General features: G+C 38.5%; 7 protein-coding genes. 6 read left to right on the forward strand and 1 reads right to left on the reverse strand.

The genetic code is table 11. The annotated features are described in order from the left end of the window. Nucleotides 1–5: 5 nt before the first annotated feature. From AC0IWE_RS03630 to AC0IWE_RS03655, 6 genes are all read left to right on the forward strand, one after another. Nucleotides 6–3,176 (forward strand): efflux RND transporter permease subunit, encoded by a 3,171-nt coding sequence (locus AC0IWE_RS03630; RefSeq protein WP_471791970.1) that lies wholly within the window; start codon nt 6–8, stop codon nt 3,174–3,176. Continuing rightward, nucleotides 3,169–4,602, forward strand: coding sequence for a TolC family protein (locus AC0IWE_RS03635; RefSeq protein WP_463493847.1), 1,434 nt, complete (start codon nt 3,169–3,171; stop codon nt 4,600–4,602). The genes AC0IWE_RS03630 and AC0IWE_RS03635 overlap by 8 nt, the downstream gene beginning before the upstream one ends. An 839-nt stretch (nt 4,603–5,441) precedes the next feature. Beyond that, nucleotides 5,442–6,272, forward strand: a complete 831-nt coding sequence (locus AC0IWE_RS03640; protein ID WP_471791971.1) for an aldo/keto reductase — start codon at nt 5,442–5,444, stop codon at nt 6,270–6,272. 501 nt (nt 6,273–6,773) lie between these two features. Further along, the gene (locus tag AC0IWE_RS03645) at nt 6,774–7,049 is read left to right on the forward strand and encodes a VOC family protein (protein WP_471791972.1); all 276 of its coding nucleotides are present in this window, start codon (nt 6,774–6,776) and stop codon (nt 7,047–7,049) included. 255 nt (nt 7,050–7,304) lie between these two features. Then, entirely contained in the window at nt 7,305–7,523 is a 219-nt protein-coding gene (locus tag AC0IWE_RS03650) for a hypothetical protein (protein WP_471791973.1), read from the forward strand. Beyond that, nucleotides 7,516–8,448, forward strand: a complete 933-nt coding sequence (locus tag AC0IWE_RS03655) for a serine hydrolase domain-containing protein (protein WP_471791974.1) — start codon at nt 7,516–7,518, stop codon at nt 8,446–8,448. Before AC0IWE_RS03650 ends, AC0IWE_RS03655 begins: the two co-directional genes overlap by 8 nt. 221 nt (nt 8,449–8,669) lie before the next feature. On the opposite strand, the gene AC0IWE_RS03660 is transcribed toward AC0IWE_RS03655, so the two are convergent. Further along, nucleotides 8,670–8,891: a DUF3606 domain-containing protein gene (locus AC0IWE_RS03660; RefSeq protein ID WP_471791975.1), complete on the reverse strand. Its 222-nt coding sequence runs from the start codon at nt 8,889–8,891 to the stop codon at nt 8,670–8,672. Nucleotides 8,892–9,725 lie beyond the last annotated feature (834 nt).

The following is a 9,725-nucleotide window of genomic DNA, read 5'->3' on the forward strand; positions in this document are numbered from 1 at the left end:
ATTTTATGTTTAGTAAATTCATACAAAGGCCCGTCCTTTCTATAGTAATATCGCTTATCATTGTGTTTCTTGGTGTGTTGGCCATTAGCTACCTCCCGGTTACACAATTCCCCTCTATTTCTCCGCCTAAGGTTAACATAACGGCAGAGTATCCTGGGGCAAACAATGAGTTACTGATTAAATCAGTTGTTATTCCGCTCGAGCGTGCACTTAACGGTGTACCGGGCATGAAATATATTGCATCAGATGCAGGTAATGATGGTGAAGCCTCTATCCAGGTGGTATTTAACCTCGGTACCGATCCTAATCAGGCTTCACTTAACGTTCAAAACAGGGTAGCAGCAGTTACCAATAAACTCCCGCCTTTAGTGGTTCGTGAAGGGGTAAAAATTACCCGTGAAGAGTCGAACATGTTAATGTATATTAACTTGTACAGTAAAGACCCTAAAATGAACCAGAATTTCTTATATAATTATGCAGATATCAATTTGCTTGCAGAGTTAAAGAGGGTTGATGGTGTAGGTTTTGCAGATATTTTGGGCGATAGGGATTATGCAATGCGGATTTGGCTAAAACCCGACCGTATGCAGGCTTATAAAATTTCAGTTGATGAGGTGATGAAAGCGCTTGATGAGCGAAGTTTAGAAGCCTCGCCAGGCAAAACCGGTGAGAGTTCTGGTAAACGTTCACAGGCTTTCGAATATGTGTTAAAATATTCAGGTCGTTTTAGCACTAAAGAAGGTTATGAAAACATTATCCTGAGGGCAAATGCCAATGGCGAAATGCTGAGGTTAAAAGATGTGGCCGATGTAGATTTTAGTGCTTCAGCTTACAATTTATACTCTACATTAAATGGTAAAGCATCTGCTGCAATTGTTTTAAAACAATCTTATGGTAGTAATGCAAGTCAGGTAATTAAGGATGTAAAGGCTAAAATGGCCGAAATCAAGGCGAGCTCTTTCCCTAAAGGTTTAGATTACGAAGTAAGTTACGATGTATCTAAGTTCCTCGATGCCTCAATAGAAAAAGTAATCCATACGCTGGTAGAAGCTTTTATTTTAGTGGGCCTAGTGGTGTTTTTATTCCTGGGCGACTGGCGATCTACACTTATTCCAGCTATCGCCGTTCCAGTTTCGCTTATCGGAACCTTTGTGTTTATGCAGTTTTTTGGCATTACACTTAACTTAATCACGCTGTTTGCATTGGTATTGGCCATTGGCGTGGTGGTAGATGATGCGATTGTGGTAATTGAAGCGGTGCATGCCAAGATGGAACATGATCGGAAACTTTCGGTTTTAAGGGCTACACAAGAAGCGATGAAAGAAATTGGTGGGGCCATTATCGCCATTACCTTTCTTATGGCATCGGTGTTTATTCCGGTAGCTTTTATGTCGGGGCCGGTGGGTATTTTTTACCGCCAGTTTTCCATTACCATGGCAACGGCCATTATCCTTTCGGGTATTGTAGCATTAACACTTACGCCGGCTTTATGTGCCATTATGTTGAAAAACAATCATGGTTCCAATAAAAAGAAAACAATTATCGATCGTTTATTAGATGGTTTTAACAATGGCTTTGCTAAACTTTCGGGTAAATACGAATTAGTATTGACCAAAGTGGTGAGCCGTAAAATTTTAACCTTTGGAATATTGATTGCTTTCTGTTTGGGTGTTTGGGGCTTAAGCGGAAGTGTACCTTCAGGTTTTATACCGAACGAAGATCAGGGTATGGTGTATGCCATTATTCAAACGCCTCCTGGATCTACATTGGAGCGTACCGACCAGATTGCTGAGAAATTGCAGAAAATGTGTGAAGACATTGATGGTGTAAAATCTGTTTCATCTTTGGCCGGTTATGAAATTCTTACCGAAGGAACAGGATCTAACTCAGGTACCTGTTTAATTAACCTGAAAGATTGGAGCGAACGTAAACATTCGGCAGTAGAAATTATCGAAGAACTGGAGGAAAAATCGAAATCCATTCCAGGTGCTACAATCGAGTTTTTCCAGCCACCAGCAGTTCCCGGATATGGTGCCGCAGGAGGTTTTGAGCTACGTTTATTAGATAAAGCAGGAAGTGGCGATTACAAAAAAATGGAAACTGTTGCCAATGATTTTGTAAAAGAACTCAATAAACGCAAAGAGTTATCATCTGTATTTACTTTCTATAGTGCAAGTTTCCCTCAGTATATGCTGGATGTAGACAATGATATTGCACAACAAAAAGGCGTAAGTATCGATAACGCGATGAACACCCTGTCTACCTTTGTAGGTAGTAATTACGAAACCAGTTTTATTAAATACGATCACCAGTATAAAGTAATCGTTCAGGCATTGCCTCAATATCGCGCTTTACCAGAGGATATTTTAAAGCTCTCGGTTAAAAACGACCGCGATGAGATGGTTCCATTTTCGGCCTTTATTAAAATGCGTAAAGTGTATGGTTTATCGGAAATCACCAGGCACAATATGTACAATGCCTCAGAAATTAGTGGTCAATCTGCTCCAGGTTACAGTTCAGGAGAAGCCATTAGTGCCATTACAGAGGTAGCTAAGAAATCGTTGCCAAGAGGTTTCGGTATAGATTGGGCAGGTATTTCTAAAGATGAAGTATCAAGGGGTAATGAAGCAATTTACATCTTCCTGATCTGTTTAGGTTTCGTGTACCTTGTACTTGCAGCACAATACGAAAGTTTTATTCTGCCACTTTCTGTTATCCTTTCCTTACCAGCAGGTATTTTCGGTGCATTTTTGTTTTTGAAATTATTAGGATTAGAAAACAACATTTATGCGCAGGTAGCCATGGTGATGTTAATTGGTTTGCTCGGGAAGAACGCGGTACTGATTGTGGAGTTTGCTGCACAACGGCATGCCCAGGGTGCAACGGTGTTAAAGGCGGCAATGGAAGGTGCCAGTGTGCGTTTCCGTCCAATTTTAATGACCTCTTTTGCCTTTATTGCTGGTTTAATTCCATTGATGATTGCTTCCGGACCAGGTAAAATCGGTAACCGTACCATCGGATCGGCAGCTGCAGGCGGTATGCTTTTTGGAACCATTTTCGGGGTAATTGTAATCCCTGGATTGTATTACATTTTCGGATCAATAGCAGCAAAACACAAGCTGATCAAAATTGAAGAAGAACATCCATTAACTGAAGAAATTGAAGATAATGTTTAAGAAAAATATTTATAAAGGCCTTGGCTTGGTGTTGTTATGCGCCACATATACAGCATGCAAATTGCCAGAAGTGGCCCAACGCGCCGAAAATAAGGCTGTACCTGTTACCTTTAACGGTTCGCAGGATACGGTAAGCACAGCAGGCATAAAATGGCGTCAGTTTTTTACTGATCCTAACCTGATCAACCTGATCGATACCGCACTTAAAAATAACCAGGAGCTGAATATTACGCTTCAGGATATTGAAATTGCGAAAAATGAAATCAAAGCCAGAAAAGGAGAACTTTTGCCAAGTGTAACTTATGGGGTAGGCGCAGGATTGGATAAAGTTGGCCGTTACACCAGCTCTGGTGCCGGCGATGCCTCTACAGAGATTACGCCTGGTAAAGAAGTACCCGAGGTATTGCCCGATTATCATTTTGGTTTACAGGCCAATTGGGAAGCCGACATCTGGCATAAATTGCGCAATGCAAAAAAGGGTGCAGTAAACCATTATCTGGCAACTGTTGAAGGCAAAAATTTTGTGATTACCAATTTAATCGCCGAAGTAGCAAATTCTTATTATGAGTTATTGGCTGCCGATAACCAGTTGGAAACTGTGAAAAAGAACATTGAGCTACAGAAGAACGCTTTGGAACTGATGAAAATTCAAAAACAGGCCAGTAGGGTAAATGAGCTTGCTGTGCGTAAATTTGAGGCTGAAGTATTAAGTTCAAAAAGTTTAGAGTTCGATATTCTCCAGAATATTACCGAAACAGAGAATAAAATTAATTTCCTGTTAGGTCGTTTTCCTCAGCCGATTATTAGAGATAAATCGAGCTTTACAGATCTTGTTCCAGCAACGGTGCAGGCAGGATTACCATCGCAGCTATTGGCCAACCGTCCTGATATTAAGCAGGCAGAATTCGAACTTGCAGCAGCCAAATTAGATGTGAAAGTTGCTAAAGCACAGTTCTATCCATCGTTGGGTATTTCGGCAGCAATTGGTTACCAGGCCTTTAATCCTTCCTATTTGTTGAGAACGCCAGAATCTTTAATTTATTCATTAGCCGGAGATTTAGCCGGACCACTGATTAACAGAAATGCAATAAAAGCAGAATATTCTACGGCAAATGCAAAACAGTTACAGGCGGTATATGAATACGAAAAAAGCATTCTGAATGGCTACATAGAAGTTGCAAACCAAATGTCGAAAATTAATAACCTGCAAAAAAGCTACGATTTAAAGTCTAAACAAGTATTAGCCCTTACCCAATCGATTGATATTTCTAATGATTTATTCAAATCGGCAAGAGCTGATTATTTTGAAGTACTAATGACCCAACGCGATGCTTTACAATCGAAGTTAGAGCTTATCGAAACCAAAAAACAACAATTAAATGCTGTTGTAGATATCTATCATGCTTTAGGTGGCGGATGGAACTAAGCTCTTTATAATTGCATATTCGTAATATCCTTATATTTCAATCAGGCTGCTCACTTCGGGCAGCCTTTTTTGTTTTATAAATTGTCATTCCCAACCCGATAGCTATCGGGTTGATTGAGAATCTTAATGTTTTATATTACTTGAGTTGTAAGATCCCCGCCTGCGCGAGGATGACGGTATGGCGTAACGTACTAGTAGAATCGTCATTTCGACCGTAGTGGAGAAATCTTTGGATTTAATTTTTAGCTTCTTTTAAAGATTTCTCGGCTACCCTGCGCTTTGCTCGAAATGACGACCGGATAAATAAATCGTCATTCCCAACCCGAAAGCTATCGGGTCGATTCGGAATCTTAATGCTTATATATTACTTGAGTTGTAAGATCCCCGCCTGCGCGAGGATGACGGCATGGCGTAACGTACTCGTCGAATCGTCATTCCCAACCCGATTGGGAATCTTAATACTTTGTATTACTTGAGTTGTAAGATTCGCGGCTGCGCGTGGATGACGGTATGGGATAAACTAATCGTAGAATCGTCATTTCGACCGTAGCGGAGAAATCTTTGTACTTGATTGTTAGTCACTTTAAAGGATTTCTCGGCTACGCTGCGCTTTGCTCGAAATGACGACCCGATAAATAATCGTCATTCCCAACCCGATTGGGAATCTTAATGCTTTGTATTACTTGAGTTGTAAGATCCCTGCCTGCGCGAGGATGACGGTATGTTCATCCGGCCATTTTTGCATTATTCATTTATTTATCATAAAATTTATTTTGCAAACAATGACCTCCACTTAAGGTTGATTTAGTATACACATTTATCAAAATATCTAAAATAAAATGGGAAACAAAACATTTAAATTTGGAAACTTAGAAGTTAACCGTTTGGGTTATGGCGCAATGCAATTAACCGGTAATGGCGTTTTTGGCGAAGTAGAAAATCGTGAAAATGCAATAACTGTTTTGAGGGAAGCTGTTGCAAACGGTGTTAATTTTATTGATACAGCAGAAGCCTACGGACCAAAATATAACGAATCGCTAATTGCCGAAGCTTTATCCCCTTTTCAGAAAGACCTATTTATTGCAACCAAGGGTGGTTTCGATCGGCCGGGACCGAACAATTGGGTTCCTAACGGTAATCCAGAAAAAATAAGACAGGATATTGAAGGTAGTTTACAGCGTTTAAAAGTAGAATCGATTGATTTATGGCAACTGCACCGCATTGATCCTAATGTAAACGTAGCCGAAACACTTGCCCCGGTTGTAGAAGCTGTACAAGAAGGAAAAATCAAATATGTGGGCTTATCAGAAGTAACCATCGAACAGATTAAACAGGTACAGGATATTCTGCCAATCGTTTCCGTTCAAAATTTATATAATCTGGCCAACAGACAATGGGAAAGTGTGCTTGATTTTACTGCTGAACACGGTTTAGCTTTTATTCCCTGGTTTCCATTGGCTTCTGGTCCGCATAAACTGGAAGATAAAATTAAAGCCATTGCCGAAAAACATAAGGCTACAACAGCGCAGATTGCACTTGCCTGGTTATTGAAAAGATCATCAAATATTCTATTGATTCCAGGCACAAAATCAGTAGAACATTTAAAAGAGAATTTAAAAGCTATTGAGATCGATTTAACAGATGAAGAATTTGACAGTTTAGCACAATAGTTTGGTTTATTAAACCACAGATGGATACAGATAAGCACCGAGGTTTATTTGTGTCCATTTTTTTTGGTTTTAGCATTTCGCTATTAACTTTTTTTATCCAATTATTTTGCCCCGGTTAAACAGCCTCACAATTCAGTTTATCGCTGAATGCCTACCTTTTACTATCAATTGCGACCGTATCAGCATTGTTTGTGTGCCTGCCAGTATCGTTTGCGCCTCTGTCAGTATCAATTGCGGAAGTATTAGCATTGTTTGCGCCTCTGTCAGTATCAATTGCGGAAGTATCAGCATCGATTGCGTGTCTGCCAGTATCGATTGCGTGTCTGCCAGTATCAATTGCGGAAGTATCAGTATTGATTGCGCCTCTATCAGCATCGTTTGCGTGTCTGCCAGTATCGATCGCGACCTTTACAGTATCAATTGCATCTCTGCCAGCATTAACAGCAAAAAATGTATTTAAAAAGTTATTAAAATTATCACTTTATAAGTTGATATTTAAACATGAAAAAAGTATTCCTATTTACTGCTATTTTATTTTCAATTGTTTTTCAAAAAGCCATGGCGCAAACTGAACCCGAAAATGTACCGGCCGTTTTAAATCATATTGCCGTTTACGTAACCGATTTAAATAAAGCAACCACCTTTTACCAAAGTGTTTTTAACCTTAAAATAATTCCAGAGCCATTTAAAGATAACCGCCATACCTGGTTTACATTGGGGCCTGCCGGACAATTGCACTTAATACAAGGCGCAAAAGGGACTGAGGTTTTACGATAAAAATGCACATTTATGCTTTAGTGTTCCATCAGTTGATCAATTTGTGAAAAAACTCGATGCTAAAAACATCCGTTTTGAAGATTGGGCTGGCAAAGAAAAAGGAATCACTTTAAGGGTGGATGGAGTGAAAACAGGTTTATTTTAAAGATCCCCGATGGACATTGGCTCGAAGTAAATGATGCAAAGTAAATTTTTTACTACGTGTTAACTTTATTTTTGCTTACCACCTATATTTAAGGCAGATCTATCTTGCTTATGAAATTCAATTTGAAATATGCGCTCGTTGCATTTTTAATCGCCGGAAAATTTGCTCCTGCACACGCCCAAAATCAAAAAAGTGAAGCCGATTTTAAGGCCGTTATGGAAAAATATAGTGCTGTTGGTGCTTCAGTTGCTATAGTTAAAGCAGGCAAGATAATTTATACCCATTCATTCGGTCTTAAGGATTTAGAAAATATAACACCTTTTGAGTGATCAGGATATATTCAGAATTGCATCGATCTCTAAATCATTTTCGGCAACTTCCATTATGCAACTGGTAGAAGCAGGTAAAATTAACCTGGATGATGATTTTGGCGATCTTGTCGGTTTTAAAATCCGCAATCCAAAGTTTCCTGATCAGAAGATTACATTGAAAATGGCCTTGTCTCATACCTCGAGTTTAAACGATTCGCAGGGTTATTTAAATCTCGACCTGATTAATCCCGATAAAAATCCAAACTGGGCCAAATGTTATAATGATTACCAGCCAGGCTCCAAATTCGATTATTGCAATCTTAATTTTAATCTTATAGGTACAATTATCGAAAAAAAATCGGGAGAGCGTTTTGATAATTATGTAAAAAATCATGTATTAAAACCCCTCGGACTATATGCAGGCTATTGTGTTGACTCTTTAGACAGTACCCGGTTTGTTAACCTGTATGAATACCACGCAGACACTAAAACGTACACACCATCGCCAACAGCTTATGCACCAAGACGAACAGAAATTGCAAACTATGTTATGGGTTACACAACTCCGGTTTTTTCGCCAACCGGAGGAATGAAGATTTCGGCCACCGATCTTGCCAAATACATGATCATGCATATGAACTATGGTACAGCCAATGGCGTTAAAATTATAAGTAAAAAAAGTGCAAAAAAAATGCAGACAGCACTTACGCCCGAAGAAGGTTATGGCTTTGCAATCAGAACTGCAGATAACTTGATTCCCGGTGTGAAATTAAAAGGTCATACAGGATCTGCGTATGGTTTATATAGCACAATGTTTTTCAATCCGAAAGAAAAGTTCGGTTTCATTATCATCACCAACGGTATAAATGCAACATATACTGATGGGCTTCCCGATTTTAGCAGGGAAGCCATTAATGCTTTATATCAGGATTTTATAAAATAACTCCCTGTTAAAGCAAATTGGATAATCCATTTTTATGTGTAAAAGCAGTTAAAACTCTAATCGCTGCTTTGGGGTTGCTTTACATCAGCACCTTTCTCTTTACGGTTAAATGTATTAGAAATAGGGGGTAAGTCGATCAAATGAGTACAATCAGTAATTGTTTGGCTTTTGAGATTAACGCTGTTTTGACTTTCATTTTATCTTTAAACTCATATAAATTATTATTGGTTAACAAATCTTTGATAGGTGCTTCCTGATTTAACTTTTTCCATGCTTAAATAATTTTTCAGTATAGAAAATTCCATGCTTTGAATTGCTTTAACAACCGATTTAAGCTTATCTCCCGTTACGCCTAATCTGGCAGCCCAATAGTTGCGATCCTGTTCATCAGCAATCTCAATAAATTCTTTACGGGCATTCATCGAATTAATTTGATATTCCATTTCTATGATATTTTGGTTAGTATTATGATAGAAACGGATACTCCTTTCAATTTGGTTTTGGTGTTTTGTCAGCCGATATTCAAATAAATTATATCAAGAGATCTTTCGCATAAATGTTAGTTAAATAAGGTTAATATTTATCTCATAATGCAAAGGCAAAACTGCCTCTAAAATCGATTTAGAACTGTCGTTTTTTAACACTACAAGTATTTCTGAAAAAGTGTAACGTATTTCTTACAAAACATTAGGATTTGTGAAAAAGCATATTTATTATTGTAATGTAATATAATTTTTACAATGGTAAATTATTTTCTATCCAAACCAGCTGATGACTTTTCGCGTCGAAAATTTTATCAAGATAATCGCTTTGTATTATTCATCTGGGTACTGATTACACTCATATTTGTAATTGATTCATGGGCAACTCATCGGTATAACAATTACCTTATTTTTGAGAATACTTTTCAGAAACCTGATTCATGAAAGATCGTTTTATGGCTTTTACCCGGAGCTGCACGATGATGCGAACCATTATGGCCCTATTTTTAGTGTGCTTATAGCCCCATTTGCCTTAATGCACAACTGGATCGGGTTATTATTCTGGAATCTTTTTAACTGCTTTTTACTACTTTAAAGCCATTCAAACTTTGCCTTTAAGTGAAGATAAAAAGGTGATGATTGGCTACATTGCCGTGCCTTGTTTAATCGAATCCATGCTCAATCAGCGATTTAATGCCGGAGCCGGGGCTTTAATTGATTTTTAAGTTATACTCAAATCAATAAAGATGAGAAGGAATCTGGTCTGCACTCTGTATTGTGCTAGGTACGTTTATT

This window comes from Pedobacter sp. AC402 (assembly GCF_979252805.1).